The sequence below is a fragment of the Epibacterium sp. HA2-3 genome (genome assembly GCF_055693725.2).
This window is the reverse complement of sequence record NZ_CM172490.1, coordinates 1,575,433-1,594,544: the sequence shown is the minus strand read 5'-3', so window position 1 is coordinate 1,594,544 and position 19,112 is coordinate 1,575,433. Positions and strand designations below refer to the sequence as shown.

15 protein-coding genes are annotated in these 19,112 nt (G+C 61.1%); 6 read left to right on the top strand and 9 right to left on the bottom strand.

Features of this window, described 5'->3' with window-relative positions; translation table 11 throughout:
- Positions 1-3 precede the first annotated feature (3 nt).
- On the bottom strand, positions 4-2,865 hold the full coding sequence (locus ACZ1HH_RS07380) for a monovalent cation/H+ antiporter subunit A (protein WP_472636270.1): 2,862 nt from the start codon (positions 2,863-2,865) through the stop codon (positions 4-6).
- 329 nt (positions 2,866-3,194) lie between these two features.
- Between ACZ1HH_RS07380 and ACZ1HH_RS07375 the strand changes: the two genes are divergently transcribed.
- Complete coding sequence (locus ACZ1HH_RS07375; protein WP_487320224.1) at positions 3,195-3,680, top strand: rhodanese-like domain-containing protein; 486 nt, start codon at positions 3,195-3,197, stop codon at positions 3,678-3,680.
- Positions 3,668-4,510 carry a CE1 family esterase gene (locus ACZ1HH_RS07370; RefSeq protein ID WP_472636268.1) on the top strand — a complete coding sequence of 281 codons (843 nt, stop codon included), beginning with the start codon at positions 3,668-3,670 and terminating at the stop codon, positions 4,508-4,510. The genes ACZ1HH_RS07375 and ACZ1HH_RS07370 overlap by 13 nt, the downstream gene beginning before the upstream one ends.
- A 91-nt stretch (positions 4,511-4,601) precedes the next feature.
- Here the strand turns inward: ACZ1HH_RS07370 and mdoH are convergent, their stop codons facing one another.
- The 8 genes from mdoH to ACZ1HH_RS07330 form a co-directional block, all read right to left on the bottom strand.
- Positions 4,602-6,494, bottom strand: a complete 1,893-nt coding sequence (gene mdoH / locus ACZ1HH_RS07365) for a glucans biosynthesis glucosyltransferase MdoH (protein WP_472636267.1) — start codon at positions 6,492-6,494, stop codon at positions 4,602-4,604.
- Positions 6,495-8,021 (bottom strand): OpgD/OpgG family glucan biosynthesis protein, encoded by a 1,527-nt coding sequence (locus tag ACZ1HH_RS07360; RefSeq protein ID WP_472636266.1) that lies wholly within the window; start codon positions 8,019-8,021, stop codon positions 6,495-6,497.
- Complete coding sequence (locus tag ACZ1HH_RS07355) at positions 8,018-9,325, bottom strand: OpgC family protein (RefSeq protein WP_472636265.1); 1,308 nt, start codon at positions 9,323-9,325, stop codon at positions 8,018-8,020. The genes ACZ1HH_RS07360 and ACZ1HH_RS07355 overlap by 4 nt, the downstream gene beginning before the upstream one ends.
- A gap of 22 nt (positions 9,326-9,347) precedes the next feature.
- The gene (locus ACZ1HH_RS07350; RefSeq protein WP_472636264.1) at positions 9,348-10,712 is read right to left on the bottom strand and encodes a tetratricopeptide repeat protein; all 1,365 of its coding nucleotides are present in this window, start codon (positions 10,710-10,712) and stop codon (positions 9,348-9,350) included.
- Between the two features lie 263 nt (positions 10,713-10,975).
- Positions 10,976-12,175, bottom strand: coding sequence for a CaiB/BaiF CoA transferase family protein (locus ACZ1HH_RS07345; RefSeq protein ID WP_472636263.1), 1,200 nt, complete (start codon positions 12,173-12,175; stop codon positions 10,976-10,978).
- Positions 12,162-13,775 (bottom strand): thiamine pyrophosphate-binding protein, encoded by a 1,614-nt coding sequence (locus ACZ1HH_RS07340; protein WP_472636262.1) that lies wholly within the window; start codon positions 13,773-13,775, stop codon positions 12,162-12,164. The genes ACZ1HH_RS07345 and ACZ1HH_RS07340 overlap by 14 nt, the downstream gene beginning before the upstream one ends.
- Positions 13,776-13,806: 31 nt before the next feature.
- Entirely contained in the window at positions 13,807-14,349 is a 543-nt protein-coding gene (locus ACZ1HH_RS07335; protein WP_472636261.1) for a DUF302 domain-containing protein, read from the bottom strand.
- 123 nt (positions 14,350-14,472) lie between these two features.
- On the bottom strand, positions 14,473-15,480 hold the full coding sequence (locus ACZ1HH_RS07330; protein ID WP_472636260.1) for a GlxA family transcriptional regulator: 1,008 nt from the start codon (positions 15,478-15,480) through the stop codon (positions 14,473-14,475).
- A gap of 295 nt (positions 15,481-15,775) precedes the next feature.
- Between ACZ1HH_RS07330 and ACZ1HH_RS07325 the strand changes: the two genes are divergently transcribed.
- From ACZ1HH_RS07325 to ACZ1HH_RS07310, 4 genes are all read left to right on the top strand, one after another.
- Positions 15,776-16,408 carry an ATP-dependent Clp protease proteolytic subunit gene (locus ACZ1HH_RS07325; protein ID WP_044026758.1) on the top strand — a complete coding sequence of 211 codons (633 nt, stop codon included), beginning with the start codon at positions 15,776-15,778 and terminating at the stop codon, positions 16,406-16,408.
- Positions 16,409-16,559: 151 nt separating this feature from the next.
- Positions 16,560-17,825, top strand: a complete 1,266-nt coding sequence (gene clpX, locus ACZ1HH_RS07320) for an ATP-dependent Clp protease ATP-binding subunit ClpX (protein WP_472636259.1) — start codon at positions 16,560-16,562, stop codon at positions 17,823-17,825.
- Positions 17,826-17,929: 104 nt separating this feature from the next.
- Positions 17,930-18,655 carry a dienelactone hydrolase family protein gene (locus ACZ1HH_RS07315; RefSeq protein ID WP_472636258.1) on the top strand — a complete coding sequence of 242 codons (726 nt, stop codon included), beginning with the start codon at positions 17,930-17,932 and terminating at the stop codon, positions 18,653-18,655.
- Between the two features lie 91 nt (positions 18,656-18,746).
- Positions 18,747-19,112: a RidA family protein gene (locus tag ACZ1HH_RS07310; RefSeq protein ID WP_011538858.1), complete on the top strand. Its 366-nt coding sequence runs from the start codon at positions 18,747-18,749 to the stop codon at positions 19,110-19,112.

Below are 19,112 nucleotides of genomic sequence, written 5' to 3'. Positions count from 1 at the left end.
CTCTTAGACCTCCTTCATGTCTTGCGCCGCAGCATCGCGGGCAGGGTTGATTTCAATGGCGTGCTCAGAGTCGGTGCCGGGCTGCCAGGCAAAGCGCGCAAGGCTTTCAAGAGCCAGCATCACCGCGCCGACCACCGCCAAGAACACGCCCAGATCAAAGAGCGCCGCCGTGGCCACCTCGAACTCATTGAGCGGTTCGATGTGAACATACCCAAAGGCGGACGTCAGGAAGGGCTGGTCGTTGAACCAGGCCCCAAGACCCGTGGCTGCGGCGATCAGAACGCCCGAGCCGATGATCCCGTGATAGGGGTAGCGCTGGCGTTCGGTCGCCCAGCCAAAGCCCGATGCCATATACTGCATGATCACCGCAATCGCCGCGACCAGACCGGCGATAAAGCCACCGCCCGGCAGGTTATGCCCTCGGAAGAAGATATAGGCCGCGACCATCAGGGCCACCGGCATCATCATCCGTGTTACCACCACCATCATGCCGGGATGGCTGTCGCCTGCCTGCTCCAGATCGGGTTTGCGATTAAGGAGGTAGGCGCGCACGCGCGTCGACAGGACCGCTTCGGTGAGGGCAAAGATCACCAGAGCGGCGATGCCCAGTACGATGATTTCGCCAAAAGTGTCAAAGCCGCGGAAGTCTACAAGGATCACGTTCACCATATTGGTGCCGCCGCCGCCTTTGTAGGAGTTCTCGATGTGAAAGCCGGAGATCGTCGGGAACGCGAAATCCCGTACCAGCATTGCATAGATCAGCCCACCGACGCCCAGACCGCCAATGATGGCGATGGCGCCATCACGCATCCGGGTGAACAGCGGTGTCTCGACCGGGGTTTCCTTGGGCAGGAAATTCAGCGCCAGCAGCATCAGAATGATGGTGACCACCTCGACCGAGATCTGCGTCAGCGCAAGGTCCGGCGCGGAGAGATAGTTGAAGGACATCGACACGATCAGGCCGACAATGCCGATCAGGATCAGTGCGACAAAGCGCTGGCGGTGGAACACAACGATACAGAGCGCAGCCATCGCAAGGCAGAACCAGGCCACCATGGGCATCACGCCCGCCTCCTGCATCGGCCGCGTCGGCAGGCCTATCGTCCCGGTAACATAGGCATAAAGGCTGATCGCTACGGTGAAGCTCACCATGATCGCGGCATACCGCGTGAGCGATCCATCATGCAGCCGCCCGGTCAGCCCCTGCACGAGCCCGGTCAGCGCGCTTACGATCGCATCAAAGATCACCTTGGCCTCGGGGCGCGGGAGCGCATTCCATACGCGTTCGAGCGGGCGATGCAGTGACAGAAGCACCAGACCACCGAGCACAGCGACCACCGACATATAAAGCGCAGGTGTGAACCCATGCCAGAGCTTCAGCGAATAATAGGGCAGTTTCTCGCCACCGATGACCGCACTGGCCGACGCCGCCACCAGCGGCCCGACGAGCTTGGCCGAGAACAGGCCGATCAGCACCACCAGCACCGCCAGAAGCGCGGGGGAGGCATACATGCCAAAGCCCGGATCATGCGGTTTTGCAGGGTAGTCCTCGCGCTTGGGGCCTAGGAAAACATGCGCGATGTAGCGGAAGGAATACGCCGCCGAGAACATCGCCGCAAAGGTGGCAAGCCCTGCAATCATATAGGGCGACGAGAGCCAGGAGGTCTTTTCTGCCGCATCCAGCATCATTTCCTTCGAGAGGAACCCGTTGAGCGGCGGAATACCCGCCATCGAGAGCGAAGCGATTGTCGCGATCGCAAAGGTCACCGGCATCAGGTGTCGCAACCCGCCGAGGCGTTTGATGTCGCGTGTGTGGGCCTCGTGATCGACGATCCCCGCCGACATAAAGAGCGCCGCCTTAAAGGTCGCGTGGTTGATGATGTGAAACACCGCCGCCACGGCTGCGTATTTGGTGCCAAAACCCAAAAGCATGGTGATCAGGCCCAGATGCGAGACGGTCGAAAACGCCAAGAGCGCCTTCAGGTCATCCTTGAAGAGCGCAATCACGGCGCCCAGAACCATGGTGATCAGGCCTGTGGTGGCAACGATATAGAACCACTCCGGCGTGCCCGAAAGCACCGGCCACAGACGCGCCATCAGGAAAAGCCCCGCTTTGACCATGGTGGCAGAGTGCAGATAGGCCGAAACCGGCGTCGGCGCGGCCATCGCATGTGGCAGCCAGAAGTGGAACGGGAACTGCGCCGATTTTGTAAAGGCCCCGATGAGGATCAGGATCAGCGCCGGCAGATAGAGATCCGAGGATTGGATCGCGTCCTTGTTTTGCAAGATAACGCTGATGTCGTAAGATCCGGCAATATGCCCGAGGATCAGCATGCCACCAATCATGGCCAGCCCACCCATGCCGGTGACGGTCAATGCCATCCGCGCACCCTGACGGCCTTCGGGAAGATGTTTCCAATAGCCGATCAGTAAGAATGACGAAAGCGACGTAAGTTCCCAGAAAATCAGCAAAAGCAGGATGTTATCGGACAGAACAATCCCCACCATAGCGCCCTGGAACAGCAGCAGGTAGGTGTAGAACTGCCCCATCGGATCCTGCCGCGAGAGGTAAAACCGCGCATAGACAATGATCAACAGGCCGATCCCGAGGATCAGGGTAGCAAAGAGAAACCCAAGCCCATCCAGAAAGAAATTGGCCGATAGCCCAAGCGCGGGCAGCCAGTCGACGCCCACATGGATCACCTCGCCGCGCATCACGGCGGGGGCGTGTAGCATCAATCCAATAAAGGCAAGTCCCGTCGCCAGCCCGGCAGATGAGGCCGAGGCATTGCGACCGGCGCGGATCAGAAGCGCGGGAAACAGCGCGCCGAGAAACGGCAGGGCTGCTATTAGGAAAAGGGACACGTCATACTCTCCAAGTTGTGGATTGTTGTTATGGCGGCAATAGGCTCCTAGCTGTTACTGGAGTAAGGAAATTTCCAGTCCGGTTCCACAAAATCCGGCAGAAAAAGTCAGGTTTTCGTATCGTTCAGGCCAAATGTGACATTGCGCCGCATGTTTTGGCGAGGATGACACTGGCGGTTTGCGCAAACACGAGCCCGCTCGGGTCAGCGTATTGTGACGCTGGACCGGGTGACTTCAGATGACGCGATCTTGAAGTCTGGCCGCGATCTTCTGCGCACATCTGCCGGATGGCTGTGATAAATTGGGTCCGCAAGGACTTGGATATGCAAATGAAACAGGATCACACCCATAGGCCACCCTCAACGCGCCCCTCCCGCCGCGTGCTTCTTTTGGGGGGCGGCGCTCTACTGCTTGGGGCAGGGGGCTGGTGGGGGCTGTCGCGACACCGTCCCACCCATGAAGGCCGGATCCTCTCGGTCGCGCAGGCCCACAAGGACGCGCAGACGGGCGAGATCCTGCTCCTTGACATTCGCACCCCCTCTGAATGGCGCCAGACCGGCATCCCTGCAGGGGCAGTGCCCCTAGATATGCGCCGGGCGGATTTTCAGGAGGCGCTACGCGCACTTCAGGTGCAGGACCCCGGTCGCCCGGTGGCCTTGATCTGCGCCGGAGGCGTGCGCTCGGCGCGGCTCACCCGACAGTTGCTTGCGTCGGGATTTGAGGACATCATCGATGTCCCGGAAGGCGTCTATGGATCCACTGCCGGGCCGGGCTGGCTCAGCAGCAACCTGCCGGTGCGTCCATGGACCGGATGATCCCGCTACTGGCCACGATTGCCACCCTCACGCTTGCCGAAGGTGCCGCCGCCGCCTGTGATACGCCAGAGACCGCCTGCAGACTGGACACTGGCAGCTACCAGATCGTGCTCCCCGACACGTCCGCAGACCAGACGCCAGCCATTGTCTTCCTGCATGGCCATGGCGGATCTGCGAAAAATGTCATGAATCTGGAGCAGATGGTCACAGGGTTTACAACGCGCGGATACGCCGTGATCGCCCCAAATGGCGCCCGCGGCGCGCAAGGCGTGCGAAGCTGGTCATTCCTGCCCGAGTTTGGCGGGCGGGATGATTTCACCTTCGTGCAAGATGTACTGAAGGACGCGGTAAAACGCTTTGATGTTGATCCTGAACACTCTGTTTTGGCGGGGTTTTCCTCCGGCGCTTTCATGGTGAACTATCTCGCCTGTCGCGACCCGGATGCTTTTGCGGCTTATCTGCCGGTTGCAGGCGGCTTCTGGAGACCTCAACCAACGGAATGCGAGGGCCCTTTGCGGCTTTACCACAGCCACGGCTGGGCGGATCGCGTGGTTCCGCTCGAAGGGCGCATCCTGGGCGGCGGGCGTTTTGTGCAAGGTGACATCTGGGCGGGTCTGGAGCTCTGGCGCGACACGCTGGGATGCGAGACCCATGCCCCTGATGCAATCTGGCAGGACGGAGATCTTTCGATGCGCAGCTGGTCCTGCGGCGATGGGGCGACCCTCACGTTTGAACTCTTCCCCGGCGGGCACAGGGTCCCTCCGGGCTGGGCCGGCCGTGTCGTCGACTGGCTTGAGGCCGACCCAGCAGATGCACAGACTGGTGGCTAATACACAGACCGGTGGCTGACGCCTCTTTTCTTCTAACGAAAAATATCCCGGGGGTGCGGGGGCAGAGCCCCCGCAAACGCCACGGAACCTCTCACTCCGCGGCCTGCACGGGCACGTCAGTCCCTTGCGCGTGTTGCCGCAACAGATTGCGGTAGTGATGGGCCGCGCGGTTGATCTGCGGCTCGTTCAAGGTCTCGGCCGTGCCCATCCAGCCCCTCGGCAGGCGCAGGCCCGACAGCGCAGAGAGCGGCACGGCCAGCACGAGGGACAGTGCGATTGGCAACAGCCAGAGTGACACCAGGCCTGCAGCAATCCCGATGCAGAGCGCGATGCCGCTCACGGTCTCAAGAAGGTGGCACTTGCACAGGGTTGCAAAACTGTACTCACCACCTGCGCGCGCCTGCGGGGACCAGCCTTTTTGCAGGCCAAAGACGCTGCGCAACACGGCAATCATCTGCTGCACCATCAGGATCGGCGCATAGAGGATCGCAAGCAGAATTTCGGTGAGCATGGACAGAAGGAACCGCCCCAGACCGCCATAATCCGCGATCCGCCGCCCGGTCAGAGGCAGGGCCGCGACAGAGAGGACCTTGGGCGCGAGCAACATGGCATAAATCAGAACGATCACCGCCACATGGCGTGGCTCGCTCATATCCGGCCAGTTGGGCCGCAGCGGGTTTGCCTCGGAGAAATAGGTGATCACTGATCCGCCCTCGTCCTGGCCGATCACGGCCCAGATCACCAAGAGCGCAAACCAGACCGGCGCCATCAGATAGCCGATGGCACCATGCGCGAGGTGGAACCGCGACATCGCGTGAAACCCGGTTGCCGACAAAAGACGCAGGTGTTGCAGGTTGCCCTGACACCAGCGCCTGTCGCGCTGGATATGATCCACCAGAGTGGCCGGTGTTTCCTCGTAGGAGCCGCGGATGCGGGGCAGGAACCTCACGCGCCAGCCAGCCCGTCGCAACAAGCCTGCCTCCACAAAATCATGGCTCATAATGAGGCTGCTGCCTCCGGTGAACCCGCGCAGCTCCGGCAACCCGGCCGACGCGGCAAAGGCGCGGGTGCGAATGATGGCGTTGTGGCCCCAGTAATTGCCCTCATGACCAGTCCAACGCGCCAGACCTTCGGCCAGCGCGAGGCCGTATACGCCGTTGGCAAACTGTTGCATGCGGCCAAAAACGGATTGTGCACCAATAAGTTGCGGGAAGCTCTGAATGAGGCCAGCAGCCGGGTCCCGCGCCAGTGCATCGGTGAGGCGCTGGATGGCGCGGCCTGTCATCAGACTGTCCGCATCCAGCACCAACATGGCCTCATAGCTGCCGCCCCAGCGGGTCACCCAATCATGGATATTGCCCACCTTGCGGGCGGTGTTTTCGGCGCGCCGACGATAATAGAGCGTGATCCCCTCGGGCAAATCCGCGCGCAACGCCTTGATGCTCTGCAGCTCTTGTGCGGCAATCTCTGGGTCGCGGGTGTCCGAGAGAATGAACATCTCGTAGCGATGGGGCCCGCCGATGGCCCGCAGCTCCTCGAGCATGGAGCGCGCATTGCCAAGCACATACCAAGGCACTTCGTTGTAGATTGGCACCAAGAGGGCCACCCGCATTGGTTTGCGCAGGCCGCGTTCGGGGCGCGGACGGGTGCGCGAGAGGCTGAACAGTCCAAGCAGGACGGTCGAGACCGTGAAAGTGATCCAGAAGAAGTTGAAAGCAATCAGAACCAAAAGCACCCACTCCAGCGAGGTGGTGCCATCTGCGGCAAACCAGCCCTGCATCACCCACGCAAGCGCAAGGGTTGCAACCATGGCGGGCGAAAACGCCAGCACCCGCCACAGCGCCGCGCCGGTTCCATCCCGGGCAGAGGCCGCCGGCGCGCTAGCGTCGTGAAATTGGCGCCCAAAGTCCTGCGCCGGCATCGCCAGCGGAGCCTCTGGTGGCAACAACAGCGCGGATGTATCTGTAAAACCAATGTCTTTCATTCAGACGGTCCACCGATACAGCCAGACCTCAGAAGCATCCTGCCCATCCTTGCGCAGTTGCGCGCGCAGTTCCACATGGGTTTGCTCGCCCGGATCAAAGGAGAACGCCAGTCGCATGCCGCCGGTCTCCGGGTTGCGCTGCAACACACCATCAGATGTCTCAAGATGTGGCGAGGAGATATGCAAGCTGAAGGCCTCGGGATCGGCTTCAAACATCGGGTGCGCCTCAAAATCGATCACCATGAGACGCCCGGGGTCGCCAAAGATCTTGGCGCCTGAGGCGGTGTTGATCACGCGCGGCAGATCCAGCACCGGCTCTTCGCCCCAGCTCAGACGATAGTTGAGATCCACGCGTGCGCCAGCGGGATAGGGTTTTTCCGGACGCCAATAGGCGACGATATTGTCGTAGATTTCCTTGTCCGCCGGGATTTCAACCAGGGTGACGCTTCCCGCGCCCCAATCCTCGCGGGGCTCGACCCAGAGCGAGGGGCGGCGATGGTAGTGGGCTTCGAGATCGGCAAAGTCCGACAGCTTGCGCGCGCGCTGCATCAGGCCAAATCCGGCGGGGTTCTTGTCCACGAAGCTCGACACCTGAAGACGGGTCGGGTTTGCAAGGGGTCGCCAGATGACCTCGCCATTGCCGTTTTTCATCAAGAGCCCATCGCTATCGTGAACCGCCGGGCGGAAATCATCGAACCGCTGATGGTTGGTGCCATCAAAGAGGAACATTGAGGTAAGCGGTGCAAGACCCGCATGCGTCAGGTCCTTGCGTGCAAAGAGCGTCGCTTCCACATCCATCACACAAGGGGTGCCAGGGGTGATGTCAAACCGGTAGGCGCCCGTCACCGAGGGGCTGTCCATCAGCGCGTGCACCACCATGTTTTCCTGCAAGGGGCCTGGGGCTTCGAGCCAGAAGCTGACAAATTCGGGGAATTCCTCGCCCTCGGGATCGGCTGTCTTGAGCGCCAGCCCGCGTGCAGACAGACCATAGTTGTTGCCATTGGCAATCGCGCGGAAGTAGCTCGCGCCCTGAAAGACGCAGAATTCGGTTTTCTTTCCCGGATGATCCCGGTCGCCAAGATCCGTGCGCAGGCGGAAACCCGAATACCCCAGCGGCCCTTCGGTCGACAGATCGGGTGAGATCTCGGGATGTTTCTTGAAATGATTCAAATCGAAGGGGATGCGATGCGCCATCCCGTCTTCAACTTCATGGACCAGGACCGGGCGTTCGAAATAGAGGCCGGGTAGAAAGAAATCCACGTTGTAGCTGCGATCAGAGCCGGCCCAGAGCGCCTTGTCGAGGTCAAACTGGATCGAGCGGTACTGGTCATAGCTCAGAGCGAGCCAGTCATCGGGAACCGCGCTGCGGGCCTTGAACGGCCGTTCAGCGAGGGCCTTGGCGCGCGCAATCACATCGGCGCGCGAAAACGCTTCCTCGGAGGCGCTGGCGCGCGCGGCGGGGGCCAGTGCCGCAAGTGACAGGGCAGAGGCGGATTGAAGGAAGGAACGACGGCTGAATGTGCTCATCGTTTGCGTCTCCAGGGTTGGGATTTGAACCAGCCGGCTGCAAAAGCGCAGCCGATAATGAGAGTGAAGCCAGTGATATTGGCCAACGCGGTCACAAGGATGCCGCGCTCGGTTTGATCCAGAGCCGCGCCAATGAAACGGGCAAGCGCCATGGAAAAGACAAAGACAGCAAGGCTCTGCTGGCCGACCTTGGTGATGAGCGTCAGGATCTGAGCCCAGAAGCGCGCGGCCAAAGAGCTGCCACGGGCCACGAGGTTTTGCCCGTTCTCACCGGCCACAAGCCATGCCAGGTAAGCCAGCGACAAGAAATGCAGATAGCGCAGAAGGCCAAAGTCGGTTTTCTCGCGCCACTCTCCGGTGATGCCCCATGCAGGACGGATCGTTGCGCCCAGGTCGGGGGCCGCACTGTTGAGCCAGCTGAAGACTTTCCACGAGCCAAAAGGCATCGACAGGATCAAGAAGGCGGCCGCTAACAGTGCCAGTCCGCGGCTGACCGGCGGTTTGGGAAGCCAGCCTGCCATCAAGGCAAAACCGGTAAAGAACAAAAGCTGCCAGCCGAAAGGGTTGAAGAACCACTCGCGGTCCGACCAAGGCTCTGCGGGCAGCGACAGGCCTTCGGGACCAAGTCCAACAACATAAGGGTTGGCCAGAAGCCAGAGCGCCAGCGACAGCCCCGCCACAGCCCAGAGGCCGAGTTTCTGCGCGCCCATAATCGCAGGCATCAAGGCCAGCACCACCAGATACATCGGCAGAATGTCAAAGTAGTTGGGCACATAGGTGAGGGTGAAAATCCCCACGATCTGCTCTGCGGGATCGTTGAAAAACGGTCTCAGGTTCAATGAGCCGATGTAGCTTTTCTCAAACCCGCCATAGAGATCGAGCGCGGCCATCGACATGGCCACAAAGAAAAAGAGGCCAATATGCGCCCAGAACACCTGCCAGCAGCGGTAGGCGACGCGCGCGGTGCCCAACCACCAGCCGTGGCGCTGGAAAGAGCCGCCAAAGGCAATCGCGGAAGCCATGCCGGAGCAGAACACAAAGATCTCGGTTGCGTCGGAAAAGCCAAAGCGGGCCGGAATCCAGCCTGTCCAGCGATTGCCCGGGATATGCGCGCAGAGGATGATGAACATCGCGATGCCGCGATAAAAATCAAGTCGCGGGTCGCGCGGGCGCCCCTGCACATCCGGGCGCAACTGCGCCGTGGCCCCCGCGATGGGGCCTGCACCATCGGCGCCGGTGGCTGCCGGGGCGGCGCGTTGAGCGCTGCTTTGATCGGGCGCCGGAAAAGGCGCGACGTCTGCCATCTTTTTCAAATCTCCTAAAGGATCACTCCGCCGGGACGCTCTGTGCGCCGCCCTCGCTTTGGGCGGCCGCAATCAAGGCGCGACGAGCCATCGCATAATTGTCTTCGCCCCCTCCGCGTTTGGCACGTCTGTCATCCAAAATGGCCTCCACTTGTGCCCAGTTCCCCGAGCGCAGCCCAGCGTCGATGGTCATGCGTTCAAACACGTCCCGCTGGGCATGGCTGCCACCTGCAAGTTGCAACGAATCCCGTGACTTAGCGAGGTAGTCAAAGGCTGTGCCGTAGTGGCCTTCCCCAAAAGCCTCAAGTCCCTTTGACACCGCGCAGCCCGGGTCGGCCATTCTTTGCGCGGCTTCGGTCTTGGGCCGGGTTCCATCGGCATGGATCCGCCGGATCAGCTGGCCTGTGGCCGTTGCGCGATCGCCGCCGATCAGCGCCAGCAGGTAATGCAGATCGGCAAAGATGAGGCTGCCGTCCTCAGTTCGGTTTTCGCAAAGCTCTGCCAGTTCGTCCCAGCGGTCTCCGACATTGACCCCATCAAGTTCGAGCCGCATCAGCAGCGAGGTGGCATTGGAAATATCGCGGTAGTCGTCGGTCTTGTCCTTGCGCACCTCGTCATCATAGAGCCGCATCACCTCGTCGATTTGGCCGAGGTCGAGGTGCATCAGGGCCTTGTGCCACCACACATGGTAGCGAAAATTGTTGCAATGCGCCCAGGCCTCTTCGCGGCCCTCAAGCCAACCCAATCCAGTCCTGGCATTACCGGTCATGTCATGCACATGTGCCACCGCATGCAGCCCCCATGCATCGTCCGGCGCGGTCCAAAGTGCCTGACGTCCGGTGATTTCCGCCCGGTCGAAGTCGCCGGTTTCCTCGAGGGCAAAGGCGTGACAGCCCAACAGATAGCCATGTCCTGCGTGCTCGGTCGAATAGGCGGGCATCACACGCTCGATAGAGGCGCGCATGCCGCGGGCGTCGCCCATGATAAAGCGGATCCCATGGCTGAGTTTCATCGCCAGCGTGTCGCAGGGATGCTGGGTCAGGATGTCTTCCATGCAGGTGATCGCGCGTGAGGGATGACCCGAGAGCCAGGCTTCCAATGCGTCGACATATTTGCGTTCTCGCGGCAACGCGCCCTCATAGGTCGACTTGGCGAGGGCCAGCGCCTCGCGCGCGGTCGGCAAAAGCTCGGAGCGCCCAAGCATCAACAGCGACAGCCCCTTGATGGCCTGGCCGAGGGCAAAATCAGGCGCGGCGTCCAACACCGCCCCAAGGTGGCCTGCGGTGCGCGCCGCATGGGCAAGAACGCCGGTCTGCGCGCCGTTCCATTCCGCGAGTGCGCGGGGATCGGTGAGGCTGCACTCTTGTCCAAAAATATCCTGGGTCATGGGCGGGTCACTTTCACAAGCTGGGAACACGATTGTTAACAGCGATGCTAGCGAAGCAATTTCCACCGCGCGCCCCCCGCTCTCGCTTTGGTGAAGGCGCGTGTGGGTTTCGGCGGGAAAATGACATCAACGCGGGGGGATGTGGGCGAAAACCAGCACAAAAACGGTGCTTTGTGCTGGTGGATGCAGCGCGGGCAGAAAATCGCGCAGGCTTTTGTAACATTGCGAGGCGGCCCTCTGGGCCACGTCTGTGCGGGATCCGTTCAGTCGATCTCAAAGGGCGCGTCAGACGCGAGAATCTCCGTGCTGTCCGCCCCGCATCTGGGCGGAGCCTTGCGGTAGGTTACGGGGGTGCGCGAGAACTTGAGCGGGTTGCCCAAGAGCCGCACCGCGGTGTCACCGGCCTGCATCGTCACCACCATGTCCCGCGCGGCGACCTGATCGGTCTCAAAGACCTGATCGAGTGTCTTGACCGGGCCGACGGGCACCTTGGCGGCTTCCATCGCGGCAATGACCTCATCGGTGCGATAGCGCTGTAGCGCCGGGATCAGGATATCATTGAGTGCGCCGCGATGCTCAAGACGGGCCGGATTGGTGGCAAATCGGGGATCTTCGGCCAATCCTTCGAGGGCAAGGAAGGCCATAAATCGGCGAAACTGACTATCATTCCCAACTGCGAGGATCACATGGCCGTCGCGGGTTTCATAGGTGCCATAGGGCATGATCGAGGGGTGCTCATTGCCGCGTCGCACGGGTTTCTGGCCGGTATTGAGGTAACTCACACCCTCGTTGATCAGCCAGGCGATCTGCGCATCCACCAGGGCAAGTTCGACCTGCTGGCCTTCGCCCGTGAGATCGCGGTGGCGCAATGCCGAGAGAATGCCGATGGTCGCATACATTCCGCACATCACATCCGCGATGCCGACCCCGACCTTGACAGGCGCGCCTTCGGGGTCGCCGGTAAGGGACATGATACCGCCATAGCCCTGTGCCATCAGATCATAGCCGGGCTTTGCACGGTTCGGGCCGGTCTGGCCATAGCCGGAAATCGACGCATAGACCAGATGTGGGCAGCTTTCGCGCAGGGAGGCGTAATCAAGTCCATATTTCGCGAGCCCGCCCGGTTTGAAGTTCTCGATCAAGACGTCTGCTTGCGCGGCGAGGCGTCGGATGATGGCCTGTCCTTCGGGGGCAGAAATATCCAGCGCGAGCGAGCGTTTGTTGCGGTTGGCGGCCATGAAATAGGGCGTGAGATCAGCATCTTCGGCGACGCTCTTGCCCCATTGACGGGTGTCGTCGCCGCCCGTGGTTGGGTTTTCGACCTTGATCACATCGGCGCCCAGATCGCCCAAAAGTTGCGTTGCGGTTGGGCCAGCCAGGATGCGCGAGAGATCCAGCACTTTTACGCCTTTGAGGGCGCCGTGGGGCAGACGCGCGGAGGCGGTGGTATCAGATGCGGCCATCGTAGGACTCCTTGTCGATTTCCGCAGCGATCACGGTGAAGGTGGAGGCCGATTGAGCCGCCTCCAGCGCGGCGCGCAGCTCCGTTCGGTTCTGCACCCGATGGCCTTCGCCGCCAAAGGCGCGTCCGATGGCGGCAAAGTCGTGCCGGCCAAAATCCACGCCTGCATTGGGGAGCTGGCGCTGGCGTTGTTTGAGGTCGATGAGGGCAAGCGAGGCATCCACAAAGACAACGAAGATTGGGGCAAGACCCAGTTCTGCCGCGGTCGCCAGCTCGCCTGCAACCATCAGGAACCCTGCATCCCCTGAAAAGCTCACCACGGTGCGTTCGGGTGCGGCGAGCTTGCGTCCCATGGCTAGTGGCACTGCGCAGCCCATGGTGCAAAGCCCGGAGGATTGCACCAGCTGGCGCGGTTCCTGGCAGGGCCACATCTGGCTCAGGAGAATACGGTGTGCGCCGCTGTCTGCGGTCAGCAGGCTATCGGCGGGTAGGGTGTCGATGCATTCAGCAATGACGCCCGCAGGCCCCCAGTCGTCGCTGCGGGGGAAGGCCTCGGCAAGGGCGGTCTTGGCCTTTTTGATTTCCCCGTTTGGCCAGGGTGGTGCGGGTTGAGGTGCAACCGCAAGCGCATTGAGCGTGGCAGGAATGTCGGCGATCAGTGGCAGGCTGGCCTGATGCATGTAATGGGTGTTGGTCTCAGGCGTGATGTCGATCACGCGGGTCTCTGTGGCGTCCCAGGCCGCGCGCCAGCCGGTGCGCATTTCGATCGGGTCATAGCCGATACCGAGTATAAGGTCGCTGGCCTCGACGAGCGGCAGCAAGTGGCGATCCGCAAGCGGTGACAGACCCGCACCGCCCAGACAGAGCGGATGATCCTCTGGCAGGATGCCCTTGGCCTTGTAGGTGGTGACAAAGGGGATTTGTCGCGCCTCCAGAAAGGCGCGGGTGGCGTCTGGGCCGCCGGGCAAAAGCGCATCGAGCCCGACCACCGCCAAGGGGCGTTTGGCCTGGCGCAGCCAGTCCTGCGCCTGCGCCAGTGTAGCGCCCGCAGGCGCGCAGGCTCCGGCAGGCGCGCGGCGCGTGGTGCGCGGTGTGGCCGGTGCGTTGGCAACCGAAATGGGCACATCGATGTGAACCGGTCCCTGACGGGCCTCGCCTGCGATGGCGACCGCCTTGTCGGCGATCACTTCGGCTGCAGCGGCGTCCAGGCGGAAGCTGGCCTTGGTGATGGGGGCAAAGACTGCTTGTTGATCTAGGACCTGATGGGTGTAGGTCTGCGCCTCATCCGCGTCGACGCAGCCTGTCAGAACCAGCATAGGCACCCGGTCCTGATGGGCATTGGCGACCACATTGACACCATTGAGCGCGCCGGGTCCAAGGGTTGCGACCAGAATTGCGGGCGCCCCATCGCTGTGATGCACGCCTTCGCCCATAAAACCGGCGCAGTTTTCATGTTTGGCGAGGTGGAAGGTGATCCCAGCGCGGGTGAGCGCGTCCACAAGTGTCAGGACTTCGCCCCCGGGCATGCCAAAGGCGTGGCGGCATCCGGCCTCGTAGAGACGACGGGCCAGGATATCGGCGGCGCGAAGAGATTGGGTCATGTGTGGTCCGTATTGAATTGGAAATAGGGGATTAATTCTGCAGCGCTGCGGCAGCAATCTGGGCAAAGACGTCGTCGAGCCGCGCCGCGACGGCCGTCAGTGCGGCGCCTGCTTCGGGCACATAGGGCGCAAAAACATGGCTCGGGGTCTTGTAGGAGAGCGTCGCGCTGCCATCGGGGTTTTCCGTAATATAGAAGCGGATCGGTGCTTCGATCATGGCGGCGGTGGAGAGCGCAAGGATCTCCACTGCGTAGGTGTTTGCAAAGACGCCAACAACGCGGTTTCCCGGAATGGTGATGCCGCGGGCAGCGGCGGCGCCGGTGGGGCCGGCTTCTGTTACGACACCCATGTTATGCGCTCTTACGGCAGCTTTGAGGTCGGCGAGAAGGCGTTTGTAGTCCTTTGTGCTGGCATGGATCGCCCAGCCCTCGCGCGAGGCAAGGTCAGCCGTCGCGGGCGTTGCAAAAGATGCGGCCAGGGCCGCTGTCAGCGCCGCGGTCTGTGCGGCCGACAGAGCAAGGCTGAACACGAGCCCCGTGCTCAGACGGCGGAGGGGATCAAGAGGGCGGACCATTTAGGGCTCCTACGCTGCGGTTTGCCCCAAGGTCTACGCGCGAACGGGCTGAAATACTCGTCACATTTAAGTGCGTACCGCGTCAGACACGGACGTGGTGATCCCTCGTTTCGCCGGGTGCGGTCAGGCCCAGCCCTTGCGGAAGAAATGCGGGCTGGCGCCGAATTTGCGTTTGAATTGCCGAGAGAAATGCGTGGCGGAGTTGAACCCGGAGGCAAGCGCAATCTCTGTCACCGACATCGAGGTTTCATTCATCAAGGCGAAGGCATGGCTCAGGCGCATGTCGGAATAGACGTGCATCGGGCTTTGATCGAGATAGCGCGAGAACAGGCGCTCCAATTGGCGACGGGAAATATCCAGCCGCGCGCAAAGTGATCCGATAGAGAGCGGCTCTTCGATCGATTCCTGCATCAGTTGCAGAGCACTCAGAAGGCGCTGGTTGCGACTGCCGATGGCGACGGCATAGTTGGATTTCTGAGGTGCAGCCCCGGAGGTCGAGCGCACATGCAGGCACATATCGGCGACGATGATCGCCAGCTGCTTGCCATGGCGCTGCTCGATCAGGGTCAGCATCATGTCCGTTGCCGCGCTGCCGCCGCCACAGGTCATCAAATTTCCAGAAATCTCGTAAATGTTAGGCGAGGGTTTCAGGTGCTCGTATCGCTCGACAAAACCGGGTTGGTTTTCCCAGTGCAGCGTGAAGGGTTGATCCTTGATCAGCCCCGCCTGCGCCAGCGCAAATGCACCGGTACAGATGCCCCCGAGCCTGCGCCCGAAACGATGTTCGCGCCGCAGCCAGTTCAGCGTGATGTCGCCGGCGGCTTCCTGGGGCTCCACGCCTGAACACACAAAGCCCATGGCATCCGAGGGCAGCGGGGCCAGCGGCAGATCGGGAGTGACAACCATCCCGTTGGAGCAGCGTAGCGGCGCGCCATCCTGTGTCATGATATACCAGCGATAAAGCTTTGTATTTGTGACCTGATTTGCAATTCTGAGCGGCTCGATCGCGGCGGCGACAGGCAGCATCGTGGCCTTTGGCAGCAGCAGGAAATAGAAGTCCTGCGGCGCGCCTGCATGCGGCACCTTGAGTGTTGCGGCGGCGCCTTTTTGAACAAAACTATCGTCAGACATCTTCAGGGTCCATCACAGGAAACAGGCTGCGTGCAAAGAGATGCCTCTGCCACATTTACCAGCTAGCGCCGTGCGGACGTGGGGTGCCGGGATAATCCGACCTTGGCGCGACAAATTGCGACACCTGTTGTCTTCCTGCAGAAATGGCACAGCTTTGATGCGTGTTGCACCGCGATAGCGCTGCAGGTGCGAAAATGCGGGTCCGCCTCTTGCAGCCCAATTTTCGCAATACTAAGACTCGGGTAATCCTCTGTCGGGTATGGTGCCCGTCATGATCCCAAGACAGGCAGGTCCAATGATTGATCCAACAGAAACATACATGAACACACTTGTGCCGATGGTCGTTGAGCAGACCAGCCGGGGCGAGCGCGCATATGACATTTTCTCGCGCCTGTTGAAGGAGCGTATCATCTTCCTCAACGGTCCCGTTCACGATGGCATGTCGTCGCTGATCGTGGCGCAGCTGTTGCACCTTGAGGCGGAAAACCCCTCGAAAGAGATTTCGATGTACATCAACTCGCCCGGTGGCGTGGTGACCTCGGGCCTGTCGATCTATGACACGATGCAGTACATCAAACCCAAGGTGTCGACGCTGGTGATCGGCCAGGCGGCCTCCATGGGCTCCTTGCTGCTGACCGCGGGCGAGGCTGGCATGCGCTTCTCGCTGCCCAATTCGCGCGTGATGGTCCACCAGCCCTCCGGCGGGTATCAGGGGCAGGCGACGGACATCATGATCCACGCCGAAGAGACCCTGAAGCTCAAGCGTCGCCTGAACGAGATTTACGTCAAACACACCGGTCAGGACTACGACACCATTGAAAAGGCGCTGGAACGGGACAACTTCATGTCACCGGAACAAGCCAAGGAATTCGGACTGATCGACGAAATCGTCGAAAATCGCAGCAAGGCCGACGACGCAGAAAGCTAAGCCCGGCACCACGCGGGCCTCGTGCTCCCTTAACCATAGTGTGCAGGGGAGCACAATTTGACATTGTGGCCGCTTGGGAGCTGTCCTAAGCTGGCCTTACATCGGGGCAAATTGACACGCGCTGGCCCCGAGGCGGATGGAAAGGTAGACCATGGCGACGAACTCGAGCGGCGACAGCAAGAACACGCTTTACTGTAGCTTCTGCGGCAAGAGCCAGCATGAGGTGAGAAAGCTGATTGCAGGCCCGACCGTGTTCATCTGTGATGAATGCGTTGAGCTGTGCATGGACATCATCCGCGAGGAGACGAAGGCCTCCGGGATGAAAGCAACCGACGGCGTGCCGACGCCCAAGGATATTTGCGAGGTCCTCGATGATTACGTGATCGGTCAGGCGACGGCAAAGCGTGTGCTGTCGGTGGCGGTTCACAACCACTACAAGCGTCTGAACCACGCCCAGAAGGCCGGCAATGATATCGAACTCTCAAAGTCCAACATCCTGCTGATCGGCCCCACCGGCTGCGGTAAGACCCTTCTGGCGCAAACTCTTGCACGGATTCTGGACGTGCCGTTTACCATGGCAGATGCCACTACGCTTACAGAGGCAGGCTATGTTGGTGAGGATGTCGAGAACATCATTCTGAAACTGCTGCAGGCGTCTGAATACAATGTCGAACGCGCGCAGCGCGGTATCGTCTACATCGACGAGGTCGACAAGATCACCCGCAAGTCTGAAAACCCCTCCATCACCCGCGACGTGTCGGGCGAGGGCGTGCAGCAGGCTCTGCTGAAACTGATGGAAGGCACTGTGGCCTCCGTGCCGCCGCAGGGTGGGCGCAAGCATCCCCAGCAGGAGTTCCTGCAGGTGGATACCACGAACATCCTCTTCATCTGCGGCGGTGCCTTTGCGGGCCTGGACAAGATCATCAAGCAGCGCGGCAAAGGCTCTGCGATGGGCTTTGGTGCCGATGTGCGCGAAGAGAGCGATGCGGGCGTGGGCGAGACCTTCCGCGATCTCGAGCCCGAAGATCTGCTGAAATTCGGCCTGATCCCGGAATTCGTGGGCCGTTTGCCGGTTCTCGCGACGCTTGAGGATCTGGATGAGGATGCGCTGATCACCATCTTGACCAAGCCCAAGAACGCTCTGGTCAAACAATACCAGCGCCTCTTTGAACTCGAAGACACCGAGCTGGACTTCACCGATGAGGCGCTCTCGGCCATTGCCAAGAAAGCCATTGAGCGCAAGACCGGCGCGCGGGGTCTGCGCTCCATCCTCGAGGATATCCTGCTCGATACCATGTTCGAGCTGCCCGGAATGGAGAGCGTGACAAAAGTGGTCGTCAATGAGGAGGCTGTCTCCTCTGAGGCGCAGCCGCTGATGATCCACGCCGATGAAAAGGAATCGGCCACCGCAGGTTGAACCCGTCCAAGGCTCCGATGAATACGAATAATGAAACGCCAGTGTCCCCGTGACACTGGCCCTTTTCTTTCTCAACTGCTGGGAGTGTGAGGATGGAACAGCACATGAAAAGCGAAGCCTTTCATTATGGCGATGGCATAGATCAGTTCGTCGGCCACTTGGTATGGGACGACAGTCGAGAGGAGCCCGCACCCTGCGTCCTGATCGCGCCCGCCTTTGGCGGCTTGAGCGATTTTGAACGCGCCCGTGCCGAAGACCTCGCCAAGCTCGGCTATGTCGCTCTCGCGGTCGATTACTACGGAGACGGCAAGCGCGCGGCCTCGCCAGAGGAGGCGCAGCACCTCATGGCAGGTTTGCAGGCGGATCGCACCGTGCTCGCGCGGCGTATGGGGGCAGCGCTGGAGGCCGCGCGTGCCTTGCCGCAGGTGGATGCGGGGCGCATCGGCGCAATGGGCTACTGCTTGGGCGGCAAGGCTGTGCTGGATCTGGCGCGCACAGGGGCCGATCTGCGTGCGTGTGTGCCATTGCATGGCGTCTATGACCGCCCCAATTTTGAGACCCAGACGATGCGCGCGGCGGTTCTGGTGCTGCACGGTTGGGACGACCCGCTTGCCCCGCCCTCTGCGCTCGAGGCGCTGGCGGCTGAACTGAACGAACACTGCGCGGATTGGCAGGTGCTCGGATTTGGTCACACCGGGCATGCGTTCACCAACCCCAATGCCAAGGACAGCGCCAGTGGCATGATCTACAGCGCCACCGCAAGCTCGCGGGCCTGGACTGCACTGACGGGATTTCTGACTGAGACGTTTGACGGCGCCGCAAGTGCATAGCAGAAATGCATAATTTGCAGTGCCGATGCGCGCCAATCCACCATAAACTTTCCATGTGACAAACAGTTCAAGCGAAGTGGAAGGACGCCTCATGACGATAAAACGCATTTCTTCGGGCGGAGAATTTGAGGCCAAGGTCGGCTATTGCCGAGCGGTTGTAGCGGGCGGCTTTGTGCATGTCGCCGGCACCGTGGGGCAGGGCGAGGATGTGGTGGCACAGTGTCGCTCGGCTCTGGCGACCATCGAGGCTGCGCTTGCCAAGGCCGGTGTGAGTTTTGCCGAGGTGGTACGCGTGAATTATTACCTTCCCGATGCGTCCGAGTTTGAACCCTGCTGGCCGATCCTTGCTGAAACCTTTGGAGAAAACCCGCCTGCCGCGACCATGATTGAATGCAACCTGATCGCGCCGGAATACCGGATCGAGATCGAAGTGACAGCACTGGCGACCCCGGCATAG